A 19,406-nucleotide genomic window follows, 5' to 3' on the forward strand; every position below is an offset into this window, starting at 1 on the left:
ATCTCCTGCCAAAGCTCGTCCGGTAGTTTGTCGCCGTTGAGGAAGGATACGAGGGACGAGTGTTGCATTGGCGGAGCTTATGCTGATGGCTACAACGTCCGCAATGGGTCGTTTCCCGCCGTTCCCAGCGGATACCAAAGCGTCAGATACCCACTAAAACGCGCTGACATAGAGGCCGCCGTCCACCGGTATGTTCTGTCCGGTCAGATAGCCGGCATGGACCGAGCACAGGAAGGCGCAGATCTGGCCGAATTCCTCCGGCGTGCCGAGTCGCTTGGCCGGAACATTGGCCGCTGCTTGCGCCTTGCGCGCGGCGGCGGCGGCCGGATCTTCGGGCGTGCCGGCCTCGTGCGGGCCGCGCAGCCGGTCGGTATCGAGTTTTCCCGGCAGCATGTTGTTGATCGTCACATTGCGGTCGATCACCGTGCGCGCGACGCCGGCGAGGAACGAAGTGAGGCCGGCGCGGGCGCCGGACGACAGGTCGAGGCCGGGGATAGGAACATAGACCGACAGCGAGGTGATGTTGACGATGCGGCCGAAGCCGCGCGCCGCCATGCCGTCGATCACCGCCTGAACCAGTTCGACAGGGGTCACCATGTTCTGGGTGACGCCTTCGAGGATCTTTTCGCGGTCGAGCGCGCGGAAATCGCGAAACGGCGGACCGCCATTGTTGTTGACGAGGATGTCGGGATCGGGGCAGGCGGCAAGCAGCGCCTTCTGGACATCGGGCTTGGATACGTCGCCGACGATTTCGGTCACCTTGACGCCGAATTTCTCGCGCAGTTCAGCGGCAGTTTTGGCCAGCACGTCGGCGTTGCGGCCATTGACCACCAGATCGCAACCTGCCTCTGCCAGTGCCATGGCGCAGCCGCGTCCCAAGCCTTTGCTGGAAGCGCAGACGATGGCCTTCTTGCCGCGAATGCCGAGATCCATGGTGATTTTCTCCTCCGATTGCCGCGGCAACCTATCCGGATGGCTGGACCAATCGCAACCGTCATACGGTTGTTGCATGAATCGGGGCATAGCCTCACGCGAAAGCAACGGTGACAAATGATGTCCGGCGCAGAGCCCCGCACTTTCCGCAGCATGTTCATCTCCGACGTCCATCTCGGATCGAAGGCGGCGAAGGCCGAGTTCCTGATCGATTTCCTGCGCCATCACGATGCCGATATCATCTATCTCGTCGGCGACATCGTCGACGGCTGGCGCTTGAGACGAAGCTGGCATTGGCCGCAGAGCCACAATGACGTCGTCCAGAAATTGCTGCGCAAGGCGCGCAAGGGCGCCAGCATCACCTACATCGCCGGCAATCACGACGAGTTCGCGCGCCAGTTCCAGGGCGTGCATTTCGGCGGCATTGTCGTCGCCGATCGCGCCATCCACGAGACGGCCGATGGCAAACGCCTTCTTGTCATCCATGGCGACCAGTTCGACACCGTCGTCCATAATGCGCGCTGGCTGGCCTATCTCGGCGACTACGCCTATGACGCGGCGATGCTGGTCAACCGCGTCATCACGCGCCTGCGCCAGGTGCTCGGCCTGCCTTACTGGTCGTTCTCGTCCTGGGCCAAGGTCAAGGTCAAGAAGGCGGTGAATTTCATCGGCTCGTTCCAGACCGTGCTGACCGAGGAGGCGCGCCGCTCGCATGTCGACGGCGTGATCTGCGGGCACATCCACCATGCCGCGATCGAACGCTATGAGGACGTGCAATACATCAACACCGGCGATTGGGTGGAGAGCTGCACGGCGGTGGTCGAGCATTTTGACGGCCGGATGGAGATCCTGCACTGGGCGCATGTCCTGCCGGAGACTCCGGTCGGCAGCGAGGTGCTCGTGCCGATCGACATCAAGGGCAGGGCAGTCCAGGCGGCTTGACCAAATCCGGCCGCATCTCGCTTCAATCGGTTAGTCCAGCGGTTTCATCGACTTTTTCGCCGTGTTAAGCAGCGGCAGGTGTGGCGGGCCGACCCGGCTGAATGCCGTGCCGACGGATCGCCTGTCAATGTCCTCGCTGCCGCCGCTTTCGCCCGAACAGCTCGTCAAGCCACGCCATTTCGAACTGCGCATGAGCTTGATCTTCTTTACGCTCTTCGTTCCGCTCGGGACGCATGTGCCGTATTTCCCGCTGTGGCTGCAGGCGAAGGGGTTCCATGCCGAACAGATAGCCGTGATCCTCGCCGCGCCGATGTTCCTGCGCGTGGCGACGACGCCTTTTCTTACTGCGCTGGCAGACAAAGCGAGCGACCGCGCCAATGTCTATGTTGCGCTGGTCGCCGCATCGCTGATCCTGTCCGCCGGCTACCTCCTGCCGCCGACCTACGCAACGGTACTTGCCGTGTCGTTGGCCCTGACGGTCGTCTGGACGCCGCATTCGCCGATTGCCGATTCGCTCGCCCTTTCAGGTGTTCGCCGCTTCGGCTCGAATTACGCAAGCATGCGCAAATGGGGCTCGATCTCCTATCTCTGCGCCAATCTCGCCGGCGGTTTCATCCTGTCGGCGAGCGGTGCCCAGGCTGTCCCGGTGATCATCTTCGCGGCGCTGTTTGCCGCGCTAGCCGCCGGACTGATTGCGCCGCGCCTCGGCCGTCCACGCCGCGCCTCGCCGCTTTCGGCCGCCGATATCCAGCAATCGGCACCGAAACTCCTCAACCGGTACTTCCTCTATTTTTCGACAGGCGTCGGCGTCATCACCGCCAGCCACGCATTTCTCTACGGTTTCGTGTCGATCTACTGGAAGTCGATCGGCATCAGCGATTCGGTTGTCGGGCTTCTGTGGGGGTGGGGCGTCGTCGCCGAGATATGCATGTTCGTCGTTTTCACCCGCGCTTTCGCCTCCTTCTCGGTCGTCTCGATCATGCTGATTGCCGGGATTGGCGCGATCGTGCGCTGGTTCGCCTTTCCGCTGATCTGGCCGCTTGGGCTTGGCGTTGGCGGGTTTTTCGCGATCCAGACGCTGCACGCGGTTTCTGTGGCGCTGGTGCTGATCGGCCTGCAAAAGATGATCGGTGAGACGGTCGCGGAAGAACGCACCGGGGCGGCGCAAGGCATCGCCTACTTCTCCAATGGCTTCTTCATGGCGGCGGCGACGCTGATTTCCGGTCCTCTTTACGACCGCTTCGGCGCGAATGGCTTCTTTGCGATGATCCCGATCGCCCTGACGGGCCTGGCTCTGATCGGGCTTGCCGCGCGTTCAGCCCCACAGCGCCCGCTCGGGCGGTGACACCAGCGAACCTTGGTAGACGAGACCGGGAACGCGGTCGCGGGCCAGCAGCAGCGGACCGTCGAGATCGACGAAATCGGCATCCTGCGCCAACAGCACGGCCGGCGCCATCGCAAGCGATGTGCCGACCATACAGCCGACCATGACACCAAGACCCAGTTCGCGGGCGCGGTCGCGAAGCACGAGTGCAGCGGTCAGGCCACCCGATTTGTCGAGCTTGATGTTGACGGCGTCATAAAGGCCGACAAGCGCTTCAAGGTCCTTCGCCTCGTGCACGCTTTCGTCGGCACAGATCGGTACCGGATGCGCGATGTGGCGAAGAATACGGTCATGTCCCGCCGGCAGCGGCTGTTCGATCAAGGCGATACCGTGCTCGGCGGCAAAGGCGAGGTTTGCGACGATATTGTCGTCATTCCAGCCCTCATTGGCGTCGAGAATGATTCGGCTGTCGGGTGCTGCCGCCGTCACTGCACGGATGCGCGCGATGTCGTTGTCGCCGCCGATCTTGACCTTGAGTAGCGGGCGCTGGGCGTTAGCGCGGGCCTGCGCCGCCATCGCCTCCGGCTCGGCGAGCGACAATGTATACGCCGTCTCAAGCGGTCGTAACGGAACGGTTCGTATCGTATGCGCCACCGGTGTTCCGCTGATCTTCGCTTCCAGGTCCCAGAGCGCGCAGTCGATGGCACTGCGTGCCGCGCCGGCAGGCATGGCATCGAGCAGGGCGATGCGGCTGATGCCGCGCGAGATCTCGCTGCGCATCGCCTCGATCGCGTCGCGCACACCCTCCATGGTCTCGCCATAGCGCTTGTAAGGGACGCATTCGCCGCGTCCTGTACGGCCGTTTTCGGTGATGGCGCAGGAAATCACCTCCGCTTCGGTCTTCGAGCCGCGCGAAATGGTAAAGGTCCCGGCTATCGGAAAGCGCTCGGCCTCGACCGAAATGACACGCGCCATATTTTTCTGCTCCAGCTGTGCGACAAGGAGGATATCGGCAAATCGACAGGTCGGCCCCGTCAGGCTAAACAGGATGCCATGTTGACCATCCGCAAACGCGACGCAAGCGGCCCTGCCACGGAGCCCGACCACCAGCCGCGCATCGCGATCGGCGAGGAGGGCGACGTTCTCGGCTGCGCTTTCTCGGGAACCTGGACGACACGTACCGTTGCCCTGGTCGATGCCGAGATGCGTAAGATCGAGAAGCGCGGCGGCTTCAAGACGCTGGCGCTCGACCTTTCACAAATCGAGAAGATGGACACTGCCGGGGCGTGGCTGATCGACCGCCTGGTCAGCAGCTTCGAAAAGAAGAGCGTCGAGATCACGATGCAGGGGCAAAGCGAGATTGCCTCGATCCTGCTCGGCGCCGTCGGTGATGCGGTCCGACGCGAGCCCGAATCAGGTCCGGCAAAGCCGCCCAACATCATCATTCGCGGGCTCGAGGCGGTTGGCCGGCGCGTTTATGAGATGCGCGACGATTTCCTGGCCGCAATGAATATCCTCGGCGCCACGATACGCGGCTCGCAGATGAAGCTTGGCCGTGGCCATGCCGTCAACATGGCGGCGATCTTCAACCAGATCGATCGCATGGGTGTCGGCGCCATACCGGTAGTCGTGCTGATGTCGGCCATCGTCGGTGCGATCGTCGCCCAGCAAGGCGCTTATCAGCTCAGCTATTTCGGCGCCGACATCTTCGTCGTCGACCTGGTCGGGGTGCTGATCCTGCGCGAGCTCGGCGTGCTGATGACGGCGATCATGATCGCCGGCCGCTCCGGCAGTGCGATCACCGCCGAGATCGGCTCGATGAAGATGCGCGAGGAGGTCGATGCGCTGAAGGTGATCGGTCTTAATCCAATCGGCGTGCTGGTGTTTCCGCGGCTGGTCGCGCTGGTCATCGCGCTGCCTTGCCTGACGATCGTCGCCAACTTTGCCGCGTTGGGCGGCGGCATTTTGGCTGCATGGCTCTACTCCGATATTGCACCGGCAGCGTTCATCGACCGGCTGCGTGTCGCAATCGACCTCAGCACCATCTTTGCCGGCCTGATCAAGGCGCCGTTCATGGCCATGATCATCGGCATAATTGCCTCGGTCGAGGGCATGAAGGTTGGCGGCAGCGCCGAATCGCTTGGCCAGCATGTGACCGCCTCAGTGGTGAAGTCGATCTTCGTGGTCATTATCCTCGACGGGCTTTTCGCCATGTTCTATGCAGCGATCGAGTTCTGACATGGCGCTGCCGGGCACAAACACGACCAAGGTGGCGGCGAAAGCCAAAGAAGACGAGATCGTGCTGTCGGCGCACGACATCACGGTGTCGTTCGGCGACCAGGTCGTTCTCGACAAATTGTCGCTCGATATCTGGCGCGGGGAGATTCTCGGCTTCGTCGGTGCCTCCGGTGCCGGCAAATCTGTTCTCTTGCGCACCATCCTTGGCTTGACGCGCAAGCAATCGGGAACAATCAAACTGTTCGGCGTTGACGTCGAGAAGGCAACCGAAAGGGAGCGCCTTCGCATCGACATGCGGCTTGGCGTGCTGTTCCAGCATGGCGCCCTTTTTTCGGCGCTGACGGTCCTCGAAAACGTCCAGGTGCCGATGCGCGAATATCTCGATTTGCCGAAGAAGCTGATGGACGAACTTGCCATGCTCAAGGTCGAGCTGGTCGGATTGCCGCCGGATGCGGCGCAGAAATTCCCCTCCGAGCTCTCCGGCGGCATGATCAAGCGTGCTGCGCTGGCGCGCGCCCTGGCACTCGACCCGGATATCGTTTTCCTCGACGAACCGACGTCCGGGCTCGATCCGATCAGCGCGGCTGAGTTCGACGAATTGGTCGTCAAGCTGCGCGATACGATGGATTTGACCGTGTATATGGTCACACACGATCTCGACACGCTGTTTACGGCGTGCGACCGCGTGGCGGTGCTCGGCAACAAGAAAATGCTGGTCGAGGGCACGATCGACGACATGCTCAGGAGCGAGGAACCCTGGGTAAAATCCTATTTCCGCGGAAAACGCGCCCGGCAACTTGATCTTGCGGCGCGCGCATAGCCATAAGTGAGCAATGGAAACCAGGGCCAACTACGTCATTGTCGGCATTTTCACGCTGGCCGCGATCCTCGCGGCTTTCGCTTTCGTCTATTGGACGGCGGCAATCGGCGAAAAGGGTGAGACGACGGTGCTGCGCGTGCGCATTCCAGGCTCCGCTTCGGGGCTCGGCCGTGGCAGCTTCGTGCTGTTCAATGGCGTCAAAGTCGGCGACGTGCGCCGTGTCTATATCGACGTCGACAATCCGACCGCTGCTATCGCCGACACCGAAATAGACCGGAATACGCCTATCACCAAATCGACGCAGGCCGATATCGGGCTTGCCGGCCTCACCGGCCAGGCCAACATCGAGCTCAAGGGCGCCGACCCCAAAGAGCCAAAACTTCTCGACGAGGCGGAAAAGGAAGGCCGTGTCGCCGAGATCGTTGCCAACCCGTCGGCGGTCACCAATCTGCTACAGACAGCGCAGAACATCTTCACCCGCGCCGACAAGGTCCTTTCGGAGCTCGAAGGCTTCACCAAGGATGTTCGCGGGCCGCTGACGCAGACCGTCAACAATGTCCAGACCTTCTCCGATGCACTGGCCAGGAATGCGGACGGCGTCGACAAGTTCCTGGCCAGCGTCAGCTCGCTGGCGGACGAACTGAAGGGTGTTTCGGGCAAGCTCGACGGCACCCTGAAGGCGGCGGAAGGGCTACTCAACGCCGTCGACAAGGACCAGATCAAGAGCATCGTCGCCAATGTCGACACGGTCACTTCCAACCTCAAGGAAACCAGCAAGCAGTTCGACACGGTCATCAAGAACGTGGACACCGCAGTAGGCTCGATCAACGAGTTCGCCCAGAAGACGCAAGGCACGCTGGCCAAGGTCGACGGCGTTCTCGACGGCATCGATCCGGCTGAGGTTCGCACCGCGCTGGCCAATATCCAGAAGGCCAGCGAAAACGCCAATGAAGCTGCCGCCGACATCGCCAAGGTGACCAACAAGTTCGCCAACCGGGCCGACGACATCGACGAAACCATCAAAGACGCGCACCAGCTCGCAGGACGCCTCAACGATGCCTCGGTGCGAGTCGACGGTATCCTTGCCAAGGTCGACAAACTGCTCGGCTCCGGTCAGGCCGACGGCGTCATGGCCGATGCCAGGGCGACGCTCAAATCGTTCAAGCAGGTCGCCGACACGCTGAACGCCCGCCTCGGCACCATCACCGACAATCTGGCGCGGTTCTCGGGACAGGGGCTGCAAAACGTCGAATCGCTGGTCCAGGACAGCCGTCGTTCGATCAACCGCATCGAAGAGGCGGTGACCGACCTCAGCCGCAATCCACAGCGGATCCTGTCCGGCGGCGAGGGTGAGGTCCGGCAGTTCGACGGCAGGGTGCGCCGTTGACTTCGGCCTGCGCCCACCGCAAGAACATAGCTTGCGGATGCGCGTTGTTTCCACGATCCGGGGGGGATCGCGTTTGAAGTCGATCAGTTCAGGCAGCGTCAGATCGAGTGGGTTCAAGGCCGGAGCGGCACTGCTGGCGCTTTCGCTCGCCGGCTGCGCGGCGCTGGGCGGCAAGCCGGCGCCGCTGGATACGTTTGAGCTTTCGGCGCCGTCGCTGGAAGCGCGTGCCCACAGCCGTCGCCAGATACTCATCGCTCAGCCATCGGCGCTCAAGGCGCTGGACAGCCAGAACATCGTCATTAAGCCATCGCCGCGATCGATCCAGTATCTCAAGGGCGCGCAATGGGCCGACCGGCTGCCGATGATCGTACAGGCGCGGCTGGCAGAGACGTTCCAGCGCTCGGGCAGCTTCACCGGCGTCGGCAAGCCAGGCGAGGGGCTGGCGATCGACTATCAGGTGATCGTCGAGATCCGCTCGTTCGAGGTGCGTGTCGACGGTGGCGAACATGCCGAGGTCGAGCTGTTCGTGCGCCTGTTGAACGATCGCAACGGTGAAGTGCGGTCTTCGAAGACGTTTAGCGCAATCGCGCCCGTTTCGGGCAATGGCAACCAGGCCTATGTCGGCGCGCTCGATGCCGCGTTCGGCGATGCGGCGGGGCAAATCGTCCGCTGGACGGACACCGTGATCTGACACAGCCGGAACTGCCGGCACGGCACTCTACAGCGCCAATGGAATTCAGTACGGCATGAAAAAGGCGGGAAATCCCGCCTTTTCGTTTGTTCTCTGTCGCCCGCTTAGTGCAGGCGGCCGCTGGCGTGGGCCAGCATGGTGTAAACCTTGCCGGTATCCGACGTCAGGTAGGTCTGCGCCATGATGTTGTCGCGGTCGTTGCGCGACACGTCCTTGAGCAGCTTTTCGAAATCGTCGCAGTAACGATCGACAGCAGCGCGGAACTCCGCCTCTGACTGATATTTGCGGCGGATCTCGTCGAACGTCTGCTGGCCCTTCAGCGTGTAAAGTCGGCGCGTGAAGACGTCGCGCTCGCCGCGCCGGTAGCGGTTCCACAGCTCGATCGAGGCATCGTGATCGATGGCGCGTGCGATATCGACCGAGAGCGAGTTCAGCGATTCCACGACATGAAGCGGCGAACGCGCAGCGGGAGCCGGGCGCGGCGCTTCGGCAGGCGCTGCCGGCTTGGCGTCGTCTTCGCGTGATGCACCGGTCAGGAGGTCACGCACCCAACCGCCCTGCGGCGTGCGGCCGTTGGGGTCGCGCTGGCGCGGCGCTTGGTCTGCGGGACGTTCGAGGTCGAGCGTGCCGCGCAGCGCCGTCTCGCCCGAAGGCGCCTGCGGTGCACGGCGCTGTTCGGGAGCCGGAGCCGGGCGACGTGGCGGTTCGGCGGGGCGTGCGGCAGGCGCTTGCGGCGCCGGACGCAGGTTGCGCTGTTCCGAACTGTCGGCGCTGCGGCCAGATTTCGCAACGATTTCAGAAAGTTCCTTCAGCGCGTTGATCTGCTCTGAAACGGCACGGCGGATAGCCGTGGTTGATTCCTTTGCCTCTTCCGGCATCTCGATGACGCCTTTCTTAAGCTCGGCCCGGGTGAGGTCGAGCTCGCTCTTGATCGAGCCGGCGGTACGCCGCATCTCCTCGGTCGCATCGGCAAAGCGCTTGGTTGCCGAATCGACCACTTCGGAAATCGCGGTACGGATCTTGTCGGCGGATTCCAGCGTCTTGCCTTCGGCGTTCTGCAGCGTCTGGCCGACCAGATTCTCGAACGAGCGCATGACCCTTTCGAGATCTTCCGACTTCTTGACAAGGCCGACGGCAAGGTCCTCCAGCGACGATTGCCTTTCGAGCGTGTGCTCAAGATTGCTCTGGGCCGAGCTCAACAGGTCCGAGGCACTGGAAAGCAACCGGCTGTGCTCGTCGAACTTGGTGGCGATTGAAGCAACCTCGCGCAAGGTCGACGACGACAGCTCGGTGAGCCGCGTCGTGTTCGAATCGACCAGACGCGCCGAACTGGCGAAGGTCTGCGCGGTCTTTTCCGTGGTCGCCGCGAAGCTTTGCGTGCTCCCGGTCAGGCGTTCGTCGACCTGGCCGAGATTGGTCGCCGCCTGCTCGATCAATTGACCGAGCTGCGAGCTGGAGGTGGTCATGCGGCCGATGAGGTCGGCAACGCTGTCGGCAAGCGTCGAGCGCGCGCCTTCGACGGCCGACAGGGTTTCGGCCGTGCGGCTGGCGATGGCATCGACGAGGGCGGCGTTTTGATTGCGCAGCTTCTCGGTCGCACGTTCGGTGACCTCTTCCATGCTCTTTTGCAGCTCGGAGCCGCCCTGGGCGAAGCGCTCGACCAGAGGCCGTGCCGTCTCGTCCAGGATTTTCGATATTTCGGCCGAACGTGCCGCAAGCATCGTATTGAGTTCGCGAGTATTGGCACCGATGGTCTTTGCAGCGTCGTTGGTGCTCTGGCCGATATGCTGGCCGACCGCGGTAAAGGTCTCGGCGATCGAGTTGGCACGCGAGACCAACTGCGCCTCGGCACCCGAGACTTGTTCGTTGAGCTTTTGGCCCATTGTCTCGGCGGAGTAGGCGAGGCGGTTCTCGACGCTGGCGACCTGCTCCTCGACGCGGGCCGCAGTGGCGGCAGCACTCGATGCCAGGCGTTCGTCGGCACCGGCAAGCAGCTGCTCGATTTCACGGGCATGGACGGCGAGTTCCTGGCCAGTCTGCCTGGCGCGTTCGGCAACCCGCTGCTCGGTGCTGGTGAAGGCACCGACAATGGTGTCGGCATGTTCGCCGATTGCGGTGCTGCTGTCAGCGATACGGGACACCAGGCGATGATCCGCCTCCTCGAAGATGCGGCCGATCTCGGACGCACGGGCCGAAAGTGCTTCGGAGCCTTCGGCAATGCGCGAAATAAGTTGCTGGTCGGCGGCATCGAAAATGCGGCCGAGATCCGACGCACGTGCCGCGAGCGCTTCGGCGGATTCGCCGATGCGCACGCCCAGCCGCTCGTCGGCTGTTTCGAAATTGCGCAGGATGTCGCCGGCACGTGCCGCCAGCGACTGGGCCGTTTCGATGGCGCGAGAGACCAGCCGGTGGTCCGCCGCGTCGAAGGTACCGGCAATCTCACTTGCTCTGGCTGCCAGCTGATCGGCCGTTTCCTGGGCACGCGCGAGCAAGCTGTTCGACGTGTCGTCGACGCGGGCAATCAGTGCGCTCGACGTGTCCTCGGCGCGGGCGGCGAGGCGACGATCCGCCTCCTCGAAGGTGCGGGCGATGTCCTCCGCCCTGGCGAGCAGGGCGGCCGAGGTCTGCTCGGCGCGCTCGGCGATCTTGCGGTCGGCATCGCTGAATGCCGCGCCCGCCTGCTCATGCAGCGCGCTCGTAACTTCCATGACCTTCTCGCGCAGCGCGCCGGCGACGAAGACCGCGCTTCTTTCGAGCACACTGCGCACGTTGTCGACACCCGTCGACAGCGCCCGCTCCATTGTGCTGGCGCGCTCTTCAATGATGCCTGTCTGCCGGCTGAACGCCTGCTCGATCTTTTCTACGTCCGCAGCGATCGCATCGGAGATGTCGGTGCTCCTGGCGGCGATCTGGTCGATATGGCCGGACAGCGAACGGTCGACATCCTTACGCGTTTCGGCGAGCCTGGAGAGATCGTCCTGCAATGCGCGGGTCAGCATGTCGCGGCCCTCGCTCAGCTTGCCGACATGACCGGCGACGATCTCGTCGACTTCGCTGCGGCTCATTGCAAGCCTCTCCAGATCGGCTTCCAACGCGCGCCTGAGTATGTCGCGGCCTTCCGCCAGTTTCTCAACCTGGCCGGCAACCAGCCCATCGATGCTCGAGCGGCTTTCGGCCAGCTTGGCGAGATCGTCCTCGAGCGCCTTCGACAGGGTCGAGCGGTCCTGGACGAGCTTCTCTGCGTGGGTTGCGACAAGGCTGTTGACGTTGCCGAGATCGGCTTCCAGCGCACGCGAAAACTGCGCGCGATTATCGGTCAATAGCTGCGACTGATCGGCGATGGCGCCCCTGATCGTGCTGAGATCGGCCTCCAAGGCGCGCTTGAGGATGTCGCGGCCTTCGGCCAGCTTCTCGACCTGGCCGGAAACCAGTCCGTCGATGCTCGAGCGGCTTTCGGCCAGCTTGGCAAGATCGTCTTCCAAGGCGCGCTTGAGGATGTCGCGACCCTCGGCCAGCTTCTCGACCTGGCCGGCGACCAGCCCGTCGATGCTCGACCGGCTCTCTGCCAGCCTGGCAAGATCGTCCTCGAGCGCCTTCGAGAGGGCCGAACGGTCCTCGGCGAGCTTGTTCATATGTTCGGAGACGACGCCCCGCACGGTCTCGAGATCGGTCTCCAGTGCCCGCGACAGCTGACCGCGATCCTCCGCCAGCTTCTCGGATTGGCCGGCGATGACATCCTTGACAGTGCTCAGATCGGCTTCGAGCGCACGCTTGAGGATGTCGCGGCCCTCTGCCAGCTTTTCGACCTGGCCGGCAACCATCACATCGATGCTCGAGCGGCTTTCGGCCAACTTGCCGAGATCGTCTTCGAGCGCCTTCGACAGGGTCGAGCGGTCTTCGGCGAGCTTGTTCATGTGATCGGAGACAACGCCCCGCACGGCCTGCAGGTCGCTCTCCAGTGCCCGCGACAGCTGGCCACGGTCTTCCGCCAGCTTTTCGGACTGGCCGGCGATGACGCCCTTGATCGCGTTCAGGTCCGATTCCAGCGCGCGCTTGAGGATGTCGCGGCCTTCGGCCAGCTTCTCGACCTGGCCGGCAACCAGCCCATCGATGCTCGACCGGCTTTCGGCCAGCTTGGCAAGATCGTCTTCAAGCGTCTTCGAAAGCAGGCTGCGGTCATCGGCGAGCCTGCCAGAATGATCGGCGATCAGGCTCCTGATGTCGGACAGGTCGTTATCGAGTGACTGGGAAAGGCCGCTGCGGTCTTGCGCCAATTTCGCCGAATGCGCCTCGATGAGGCCATTGATGCCGGCGATGTCGGCTTCCAGCGCACTGGCGAGTATGGCGCGACCCTCGGCGATCTTTTCGACCTGACCGGCGACGAGGCCGTCGATGCTGGCGCGACTCTCTGCCAGCTTGCCGAGGTCGGCCTCGAGCGCGCGCGAAAGGATGCTGCGGCCTTCGGCGAGCTTGCCGACGTGCCCGGCAACCATTTCATCAATTATCGTACGAGCTTGCACGAGTTTTCCGGAGTCTTCGTTCAAGGCCTGGGCAAGCCTGTTGCGACCCTCTTCAAGGCTTTCGAGATGGCTGCCCAGCGAAGCGTCGATCGCTGCGCGCGATTCGTTGACCTTGCGCAGATCCTCTTCAAGGGCGCGCGAGATCAGGCCGCGGCCTTCGGCTAGCTTCTGCACCTGGTTAGCCACCGCTGCGTCGACTTCGGCGCGACCTTCGGCGAACTTCGCCAGATCGGCCTGCATTGCCGCCGCCATCCGGTCGCGGCTTTCGGAAAGCTTGCGGCTGTGGTTCTCGACGGCTTCCTCGATGCCGGCGCGAGCATCGGCAAGCCGCTGGATGTCCGTATCGAACGAACGCGATACGACATGGCGCGCCGCTTCCATGCGCCCGGCGAAATCGCCGGCGCGGGCTTCAAGCATGGTCGAGGTCGATGAAATGATGTCGGCCATGTCGGCGCCGATCTGGGTCTTGCCCTGATCGATCATCGCCGACAGCGTCTCCTTGCTATCCTGGAAGGTGTGGGCGATTTCGCGCGCGCGCTCGACCAGCGTCTCGTTGATCTGGCGTGCGCGAGCCTCCAGCGCGGCGTTGAGCTTCTGCGTGCCGGTGTCGAGCGCCTCGGCGCGGGTCTGGAACTCGCTGATCAGCGCCTGGCCACGTTCAGCAAGCGTCCGCTCGATGCCGTTGAGGCTGGCTTCGAATTCCGAATTGAGTGTGCGGGCGGCACCGCCGAGCAGCGACACCATGCCGCTCGTGCGGTCGTCGAGCAGGTCGGTCAGTGACCGCGTCAGGCCATCGGTGGTGTCCGTCAGCTTGGCGATCCGGGTGTCGAGCAGGCTGGCGAAGGCCTCGCCCGACGTCGACAGCCGATCGGTGATCGACTCGAGCCGGCCTTCCACCGAATCGAAGATCGACAACGAGCTTCCGTTGATCCTGTCGATCAGCGTATCGCCGGATTCGTTGATCGTCATCGACAGCTTGGTCGAGGCGTTGAGAATGCTGTCGCGAATGATATCGCTGGCGGCGTTGATCTCGTCTTTCAGTGTCTCGTGGGCGCCGGTGATCGAGGCGCGCACGCGCTCGGCATGGGTGACGACCGCTTCGCGCTCGCTGCCCAGCCCGTCGACCAGCGAGCGGATGCGGGACTCGTTCTCTGAATAGGAGCGCTCGATCTGGTTCACCTCGCTGTGGACCAGCGTTTCGAGCTCGACGGCACGCGCAAGCGTGCGTTCGATGCCTTCGCCCATGGCTGCCACCTCGCGGCGAACCGCTTGGCCGATCATCATGACGCGATCCTGGGCAAGATTTTCCGGCTCGGCCAGACGGAAGGCCACCTCGGTCATCGACTGCGCGGCAAGGCGCATCTCCTGAGCGCGGCGAATCATCACTGCGAATGCCCAGAACAGGATGACGGGCACGATTGCCGCGACCGCCAGGCCGATCAGCTCCGGACGGGCGAAAAACTGATCGAAGGTGCGGATGTTCCAGATGCCAGGTCCGAACAACAGGTTCGCAAGGCCGCCAGCGCCGGCGATCCAGGCCAGCGAAACGAAAGCCACGACCCAGTAGATCGTGTTCGAGGCGCGCCGATTGAGGGTGTGCAGGAGCGTCTTATAGTCTTTTTGACGATCGTCGTTGGCCGGCGAGAAAGCTGCCGGCTGCGAGCCATTGCGCGTTGCGACAGGACGCAACTCAGCCGGCTTGGCCTTTGGCGTGGGATTTGCGATCTGGCTTTGATTGGCGGCAGGTGCCGCGTTCTGGGTCTGGTCCGGGGCAGGCGCTTGGTTCTGGCTGCGACCTTCGCGCGCCAGCTCGTCGGCGGCTTGCGATATTTGCGCTTCGAGATCTTCCATGGATGCAGCCATGTCGAAGTCGCCGCCGGCATCGCCGCTCAGATCGATATCAAGTGCCTTTTCAAGTTCCCTGGCTACGTCGCTGTCGAGCGTTCTTGTCGTCGTTGGTTTCTTCGCCATGCCTTCGCTACCCTGTACAAGCTGCCGCGGGACTTATGGTTCTGCTTATTGATTCTGCCTAGCGTGTCCCGCGCAGGAGGCTGAAAATGGACCTGTCGTATCGTAATGACACAGCCGGGTAAAGAAAACATGCATTCCGCCCGATACGTAAAACTTTAAATATAAGGTTAACACAGCCGTGATTCCGGCGCCGTTATCGCGACATTTTTCCGGGCCAATCATTAACCCGTTGTCCACCGGATACGCCTAGTTTTTGCGGCGGTCGAAGAACGGAGTCTCAAAGTGATACGTGGCGAAAACGGCATTGCCTTCTCGATGCCCGGCGGCGACGTGTCGGGGACAGCCGGGGCGCGGCCGATCGACCTGGCGCATCTTGCGCGCCAGACGATGGGCGATCGGAGCCTCGAGCAGGAGGTGCTGGCTCTGTTCGTGCAGCAGGCGCTGTCGGTGCGCGACAAGATCGTCGATGCGGATGTCAGGCAGCGGCTGCTATTGGCACACGGGCTCAAAGGCTCGGCGCGCGGGGTCGGCGCCTTCGCCATTGCCGATTGCGCCAGCGCGATCGAATGCCGGCCCGAAGACGCCAGCACGCTGATGCGGCTTGGCTCGCTGATCGAAGAAGTGCGCGACTTCGTCGCCGCCATCAGCCGATAGGACTTATCCCAAAGACGCCACGCACGGGCGCTTTCGCGCCGCAGTTGACTTGTCCGGCAGAGTGATTATGTCGGCTCAGACTCCCTTCAGGTGACAAATGACCAAGCTGACCTTCATCGCCCATGACGGCACGCATTTTGACGTGGATGCCGAAAACGGCTCGACCGTCATGGAAAATGCGATCCGCAATGCGGTGCCGGGAATAGAAGCGGAATGCGGCGGCGCCTGCGCCTGCGCGACCTGCCATGTTTATGTCGACGAAGCCTGGACGGCGGAGGTCGGCGAGCCGGAAGCCATGGAAGAGGACATGCTGGATTTCGCCTACGAGGTCCAGCCGAACTCGCGGCTGTCATGCCAGATCAAGGTGCGCGACGCCCTCGACGGGCTGGTCGTGCGCGTGCCGGCCCGCCAGGGCTGAAGCCGATTTTTGCGGCTGCCGCTTGGCAGCGGACCAATGGTCATGCAGTGTCGCGCCGTTTTCCCATAGAGGCGCATGCTTCATGACCGCTATCACCAAGACGGACGTACTCATTGTCGGGGCAGGGCCTGTCGGCCTGTTTGCCGTATTCGAGCTCGGCCTCTTCGACATGAAGTGCCATCTGATCGACATACTCGACCGGCCCGGCGGGCAATGCGCCGAACTCTACCCGGAAAAGCCGATCTACGACATTCCGGCTTGGCCCTCGATCTCGGCGCAAGGCCTGGTCGACAAGCTGCTTGAGCAGATCGCGCCGTTCAAGCCCGAATTCACCTATAGCCGCATGGTTTCGAGCCTGGAAAGATTGGAGGACGGCAGCTTCCGCGTCATTACCGACGAAAACGAGGTGTTCGAAGCCAAAATTGTGGTGATTGCCGCCGGCGGCGGTTCGTTCCAGCCGAAGCGCCCGCCGATTCCAGGCATCGAACCCTATGAAGGCAAGAGCGTGTTCTACTCGGTGCGCCGGATGGAGGACTTTCGCGGCCACGACCTCGTCATCGTCGGCGGCGGCGATTCGGCGCTCGACTGGACGCTGAACCTGCAGCCGGTTGCCAAGAGCGTGACGCTGGTGCACCGGCGGCCCGAATTCCGTGCAGCGCCCGACAGCGTCAACAAGATGTATGCCATGCAGGAGATGAAGCAGCTGGAATTCCAGGTCGGACAGGTGACTGGCCTGACCGGCGCCGACGGCCAGCTCGCCTCCGCCACCATCAAGGGGCCGGAGGGCGATATCGAAGTGCCGTGTACGCGGATGCTGCCGTTCTTCGGCCTGACGATGAAGCTCGGCCCAATCGCCGAATGGGGCCTCAACCTCCACGAGAACCTGATCCCGGTCGACACCGAAAAATTCCAGACGTCGGTGCCCGGCATCTTCGCCGTCGGCGACATCAACTGGTACCCCGGCAAGCTGAAGCTGATCCTGTCGGGCTTCCACGAGGTCGCCTTGATGGCGCAAGCGGCCAAGCGCATCGTCAGCCCCGGCGAGCGCATCGTTTTTCAGTATACGACCTCGTCAACCAGTCTGCAGAAGAAGCTCGGCGTGGTCGACTGAACCTCGCCATATTTTCGTCGGGCCGGTCTACTCCGCCAGGGCTGGAGCCACAGCCTCGGCATGGCCGCGAAGCGTTTTCTCCGGCATCAGCCAGAGCGTGATGAGCGACAACAGCAAGATCGCGGCCGCGGCAAGAAAGATCATCACGAACGGCATGGCCGAAGCGATATGGCCGGCCGGCTGCGTGCCTTCGCTGGCCAGCGGCAGCCCGTAACCAAGGGCGACGGCACCCAGCATAGCGACGCCAAGCGCGCTGCCCAGCGAGCGCAGGAAGGTGAGAACGCCGGTCGCTACGCCAAGGTGCATGCGATCGACGGCGTTCTGGACCGAGACGGTGGCAACCGGAAAGGTCGTGCCTGTACCCAGGCCTACGCAGGTCGTCAACACCTCGACGAGCAAAAGTGAGGCATGCCCGGCGACCAGGCTGAGCACGCCGAGGCACAGGATCGAGAAAACAGTTCCGATCATGGCAATGCGCTTATAGTGGAAAAAGCGCGGGATCATTCGCGCGCTGAATGTCGCACCGGCCACCGTGCCGAGCATCAGCCCAAGCAACGCGGTGCCCGATTGACTGACCGACAGGCCGACGACCGATTGCAGGTAGACCGGCAGATAGACTGACAAGCCGACATTGGCGGCCTGCAGCAGGAACATCGACAATGTGCCGGCGAGAACGATCGGATTGCCGAGCACTTCGAGCGAGATCAGCGGTTCGGCCGCGCGCATGAGCCGCAGCGCGAACGCGCTCCAGAACACCGCCGAGCAGGCGAGCAGTCCAAGGATTTCAGGCGACAGCCACGGATACTCGCTGCCGCCCCAGTTCAAGGCAAGCAGCAGCAGCGAGGTGGCCGCGACCAGAAGCAGCGCGCCGAGGCCGTCGATGCGGTGATGTTTTGCGGCGATCGGCAGCTTCTTGAGCGGGTTGTTGATGATCGCCATGGCCAGCAGGCCGAGCGGAATGTTGATCCAGAAGATCAGCGACCAATGCAGATGTTCGGCGAAGGTGCCGCCGAGGAGCGGCCCGGCGATGCTGGCGACGGCCCATGTGCCCGAGATCCAGGCGGCGTATCGGGCCCGCTCGCGCGGCGGCACGAGGTCGCCGATCACGGTCTGCGTCAGGGCGAACAGGCCGCCGCCACCGGCGCCCTGGATCGCCCGGCCGACAACCAGGACCAGCATGTTAGGGGCCGTGGCGCTGACCAGCGAGCCGGCGAGAAAGATCAGGATTGCAGCATAGACGGTCGGCCGGCGACCATAAATATCGGAGATCTTGCCGTAGAGCGGCGCCACGGCGGTCGCGGTCAGAAGATAGCCGGTCACGATCCATGGCAGATATTCGGCATGCCCGAGCAGACGGGCCATCGTCGGCATCGCCGGCGCGACGATGGTCTGGTCGAGCGCCGCCAGCAGCATCGACAAAAGCACGCCGCCGATGATGGCGTTTTTCTCGGTTTCGGTCAGCGGCGCGCTGGTTTCCACCATCGTTTGCTTGTCGACAGCCTGGTCCATATCCGTTCATCCATTATGCCTGCGTGCACGTCCGCGACGGGCTGGGAAGCATCTAGGTACGCCGATTGGCGTTTGCCGGAGGCTGATCCCTGCGAACCTGGCATATGTCGTTCGCTATAGGCCGATTTCGACAGCGGCTCGAAAGTTTTCCGAAGCTGGCACTATGTTTCGGCAAAATTGGCTTTGTCCGACGACGCGGAGTCAGCCGGGAGCGAGCCGGCCGTTCTCAATGCGCTCGATGCGATAGTGCAAGAGCCGCAGGATGCGGCTTTGGAAATTGGCGCTTTCGACGCGATCGAAGCGCATCTGGTCCTGGTCGTGTTTGGCAAGCATGGCCGCAGTGATTTTTGCGGCCTTGGCCTTTGCCAGTTCGCAGGTCTTTTCCGGGTAGCTCGCCTTCAAGGCGTCTTCTAGTTCGCGGCCGTGGTTCTTGGCAATCTCGACGTGGCGTTCCTCATGGCGCTTGATGTCGGCGGACAACGTATCCCAGAACAGCCTGACGCCGGCATCGGCTTTGCGCGGGCGGCGCCACTCAGGAAGGATGACCTTGACCTTGACGGTGACGACAGCGTCGGCAATCCAGCACGAGCCCGGCTTTTGCGCATAGCTGACGCGGGTGGTGAACGCCATCTGGGTAGCTCCCGGATGCCGCGACCCGGTGCTTTTCACCTGAGGCCCGAGTTTCGACAGCTGGGTCTCGATGTCGTCGAGCGTCCTGCCGCCGATCGGGAAATAACTATATGTCTTGACGAGAGTTGCAGCGCCGGCCGGGAATGCGGTCAGAGCGAGCATCAGGGCGCAGAGGAGGGATCGTTTCATCGTGTTGCCTCTTTCCCCACCTTGCTTTACCGCCGTCCTCGGCGCAACGGAATTGATCCCCCGCCACGC

Annotated in this window: 14 protein-coding genes; 9 read left to right on the forward strand and 5 right to left on the reverse strand. The window is 63.0% G+C overall.

Features of this window, described 5'->3' with window-relative positions; all coding sequences use genetic code 11:
* Positions 1 to 153: 153 nt before the first annotated feature.
* Positions 154 to 933, reverse strand: a complete 780-nt coding sequence (locus NKI29_RS01545) for an SDR family oxidoreductase (RefSeq protein WP_352448726.1) — start codon at positions 931 to 933, stop codon at positions 154 to 156.
* Between the two features lie 120 nt (positions 934 to 1,053).
* On the opposite strand from NKI29_RS01545, the gene NKI29_RS01550 reads away from it, so the two are divergent.
* Positions 1,054 to 1,875 (forward strand): UDP-2,3-diacylglucosamine diphosphatase, encoded by an 822-nt coding sequence (locus NKI29_RS01550; protein WP_352568769.1) that lies wholly within the window; start codon positions 1,054 to 1,056, stop codon positions 1,873 to 1,875.
* 127 nt (positions 1,876 to 2,002) lie between these two features.
* Positions 2,003 to 3,220, forward strand: a complete 1,218-nt coding sequence (locus tag NKI29_RS01555) for an MFS transporter (protein WP_352502483.1) — start codon at positions 2,003 to 2,005, stop codon at positions 3,218 to 3,220.
* On the opposite strand, the gene dgcA is transcribed toward NKI29_RS01555, so the two are convergent.
* The gene (gene dgcA, locus NKI29_RS01560; protein ID WP_352646457.1) at positions 3,191 to 4,174 is read right to left on the reverse strand and encodes an N-acetyl-D-Glu racemase DgcA; all 984 of its coding nucleotides are present in this window, start codon (positions 4,172 to 4,174) and stop codon (positions 3,191 to 3,193) included. The two genes, NKI29_RS01555 and dgcA, sit on opposite strands and share 30 nt — an antisense overlap.
* 78 nt (positions 4,175 to 4,252) lie before the next feature.
* On the opposite strand from dgcA, the gene NKI29_RS01565 reads away from it, so the two are divergent.
* The 4 genes from NKI29_RS01565 to NKI29_RS01580 are packed head-to-tail and all read left to right on the forward strand — an operon-like array spanning position 4,253 to position 8,335.
* Positions 4,253 to 5,437, forward strand: a complete 1,185-nt coding sequence (locus tag NKI29_RS01565) for an MlaE family ABC transporter permease (protein ID WP_352568764.1) — start codon at positions 4,253 to 4,255, stop codon at positions 5,435 to 5,437.
* A gap of 1 nt (position 5,438) precedes the next feature.
* On the forward strand, positions 5,439 to 6,257 hold the full coding sequence (locus NKI29_RS01570; RefSeq protein ID WP_352568763.1) for an ABC transporter ATP-binding protein: 819 nt from the start codon (positions 5,439 to 5,441) through the stop codon (positions 6,255 to 6,257).
* Between the two features lie 13 nt (positions 6,258 to 6,270).
* The gene (locus NKI29_RS01575; RefSeq protein WP_023679998.1) at positions 6,271 to 7,644 is read left to right on the forward strand and encodes an MlaD family protein; all 1,374 of its coding nucleotides are present in this window, start codon (positions 6,271 to 6,273) and stop codon (positions 7,642 to 7,644) included.
* Between the two features lie 37 nt (positions 7,645 to 7,681).
* Positions 7,682 to 8,335 carry an ABC-type transport auxiliary lipoprotein family protein gene (locus NKI29_RS01580; protein WP_352568761.1) on the forward strand — a complete coding sequence of 218 codons (654 nt, stop codon included), beginning with the start codon at positions 7,682 to 7,684 and terminating at the stop codon, positions 8,333 to 8,335.
* Between the two features lie 104 nt (positions 8,336 to 8,439).
* Here NKI29_RS01580 and NKI29_RS01585 read toward each other — a convergent pair whose 3' ends face one another.
* On the reverse strand, positions 8,440 to 14,826 hold the full coding sequence (locus NKI29_RS01585) for an apolipoprotein A-IV repeat region-like domain-containing protein (protein ID WP_352568760.1): 6,387 nt from the start codon (positions 14,824 to 14,826) through the stop codon (positions 8,440 to 8,442).
* Positions 14,827 to 15,111: 285 nt separating this feature from the next.
* On the opposite strand from NKI29_RS01585, the gene NKI29_RS01590 reads away from it, so the two are divergent.
* From NKI29_RS01590 to NKI29_RS01600, 3 genes are all read left to right on the forward strand, one after another.
* The gene (locus tag NKI29_RS01590; RefSeq protein WP_352646500.1) at positions 15,112 to 15,480 is read left to right on the forward strand and encodes an Hpt domain-containing protein; all 369 of its coding nucleotides are present in this window, start codon (positions 15,112 to 15,114) and stop codon (positions 15,478 to 15,480) included.
* Between the two features lie 97 nt (positions 15,481 to 15,577).
* Positions 15,578 to 15,898 carry a 2Fe-2S iron-sulfur cluster-binding protein gene (locus NKI29_RS01595; protein WP_023674833.1) on the forward strand — a complete coding sequence of 107 codons (321 nt, stop codon included), beginning with the start codon at positions 15,578 to 15,580 and terminating at the stop codon, positions 15,896 to 15,898.
* Positions 15,899 to 15,980: 82 nt separating this feature from the next.
* On the forward strand, positions 15,981 to 17,009 hold the full coding sequence (locus NKI29_RS01600; RefSeq protein ID WP_352568758.1) for an NAD(P)/FAD-dependent oxidoreductase: 1,029 nt from the start codon (positions 15,981 to 15,983) through the stop codon (positions 17,007 to 17,009).
* A gap of 27 nt (positions 17,010 to 17,036) precedes the next feature.
* On the opposite strand, the gene NKI29_RS01605 is transcribed toward NKI29_RS01600, so the two are convergent.
* Positions 17,037 to 18,518: an MDR family MFS transporter gene (locus tag NKI29_RS01605; RefSeq protein WP_352568757.1), complete on the reverse strand. Its 1,482-nt coding sequence runs from the start codon at positions 18,516 to 18,518 to the stop codon at positions 17,037 to 17,039.
* A 201-nt stretch (positions 18,519 to 18,719) separates the two neighbouring features.
* Positions 18,720 to 19,337, reverse strand: a complete 618-nt coding sequence (locus NKI29_RS01610) for a DUF922 domain-containing Zn-dependent protease (RefSeq protein ID WP_023674836.1) — start codon at positions 19,335 to 19,337, stop codon at positions 18,720 to 18,722.
* Between the last annotated feature and the right edge of the window lie 69 nt (positions 19,338 to 19,406).

It is taken from the genome of Mesorhizobium sp. M0678 (assembly GCF_040320505.1).
GTDB lineage: Bacteria > Pseudomonadota > Alphaproteobacteria > Rhizobiales > Rhizobiaceae > Mesorhizobium.

Excerpts from the sequence above, each read along its gene's own strand:
- NKI29_RS01545 (WP_352448726.1), bottom strand. The coding sequence starts at position 933 with ATGGATCTCGGCATTCGCGGCAAGAAGGCCATCGTCTGCGCTTCCAGC.
- NKI29_RS01550 (WP_352568769.1), top strand. The coding sequence starts at position 1,054 with ATGTCCGGCGCAGAGCCCCGCACTTTCCGCAGCATGTTCATCTCCGAC.
- NKI29_RS01555 (WP_352502483.1), top strand. The coding sequence starts at position 2,003 with ATGTCCTCGCTGCCGCCGCTTTCGCCCGAACAGCTCGTCAAGCCACGC.
- dgcA (WP_352646457.1), bottom strand. The coding sequence starts at position 4,174 with ATGGCGCGTGTCATTTCGGTCGAGGCCGAGCGCTTTCCGATAGCCGGG.
- NKI29_RS01565 (WP_352568764.1), top strand. The coding sequence starts at position 4,253 with ATGTTGACCATCCGCAAACGCGACGCAAGCGGCCCTGCCACGGAGCCC.
- NKI29_RS01570 (WP_352568763.1), top strand. The coding sequence starts at position 5,439 with ATGGCGCTGCCGGGCACAAACACGACCAAGGTGGCGGCGAAAGCCAAA.
- NKI29_RS01575 (WP_023679998.1), top strand. The coding sequence starts at position 6,271 with ATGGAAACCAGGGCCAACTACGTCATTGTCGGCATTTTCACGCTGGCC.
- NKI29_RS01580 (WP_352568761.1), top strand. The coding sequence starts at position 7,682 with ATGCGCGTTGTTTCCACGATCCGGGGGGGATCGCGTTTGAAGTCGATC.
- NKI29_RS01585 (WP_352568760.1), bottom strand. The coding sequence starts at position 14,826 with ATGGCGAAGAAACCAACGACGACAAGAACGCTCGACAGCGACGTAGCC.
- NKI29_RS01595 (WP_023674833.1), top strand. The coding sequence starts at position 15,578 with ATGACCAAGCTGACCTTCATCGCCCATGACGGCACGCATTTTGACGTG.
- NKI29_RS01600 (WP_352568758.1), top strand. The coding sequence starts at position 15,981 with ATGACCGCTATCACCAAGACGGACGTACTCATTGTCGGGGCAGGGCCT.
- NKI29_RS01605 (WP_352568757.1), bottom strand. The coding sequence starts at position 18,518 with ATGGACCAGGCTGTCGACAAGCAAACGATGGTGGAAACCAGCGCGCCG.
- NKI29_RS01610 (WP_023674836.1), bottom strand. The coding sequence starts at position 19,337 with ATGAAACGATCCCTCCTCTGCGCCCTGATGCTCGCTCTGACCGCATTC.